The 690-nt window shown below is 47.5% G+C and carries 1 pseudogene; it reads right to left on the bottom strand.

Features of this window, described 5'->3' with window-relative positions:
• A pseudogene (locus WEIDD23_RS05500) lies at positions 1–360 on the bottom strand (ATP-binding protein); the annotation flags it as partial.
• Positions 361–690: the final 330 nt, after the last annotated feature.

The raw sequence follows: 690 nt of genomic DNA, 5'->3' as shown, positions 1-690 counted from the left end.
TGCTTGTGACCCACGGTTAAATTCATCCAAGAACCATAAAATTGGGCGACCTGGGTGTGCTTGTGCGGTTTCAATAATTTCAATCAATGTGTGGGTGTAGCCATACTGCACATCGGCTAGCGAACCATACTTTTCTGTTTCGACATACGCCTCGCTTGTCAAAGGTGGCACAGGAATTGCCAAGTCACCTTTTTCTGACAATGACACAACCGTCGTAAACAAAGTTGCTCCCATTTGACGGGCCACCTCAGCAACTAAGGCTGACTTACCAATTCCTGCTTCACCGACAATATTTGGAACGTTACCACCCCGCAATACCACGGGTACCGCCGTTAATAACTCTTTAAATGATAATGCCATTTGTGCCACCTCAACCCTTTTAATCTTGCTTCTAGTTTACGCTGTTTAATCGGCTTTTGCTTATGAAAAGTTATTCTATCCGTCGTCGCGTTGCGACGAGGCATGGGTGTGGAGCCGTTCGCCTTATCTAACCGGCGGTCGGCCGAACTTGTGAGTTCCCCACCTGTCATCGCTACGCCAATCCCCCACACCCATGCCAACAGCCGAGATGTTCTCTATTTTGCACGCAACACTGGTCCTTTGATGCCATTAAAAATGCAGTCATTGCCTTGAACATGCTTTGACTTCATAAACAACATAGAACAACTCGGCTGCTACAACAGGCGTGGC

Origin of the sequence: Weissella sp. DD23 (genome assembly GCF_001579105.1) — a bacterium.
Lineage (GTDB): Bacteria > Bacillota > Bacilli > Lactobacillales > Lactobacillaceae > Weissella > Weissella cibaria.
Note: the sequence above shows the minus strand (reverse complement) of the source record. Positions and strands in the feature narration are given on the sequence as shown.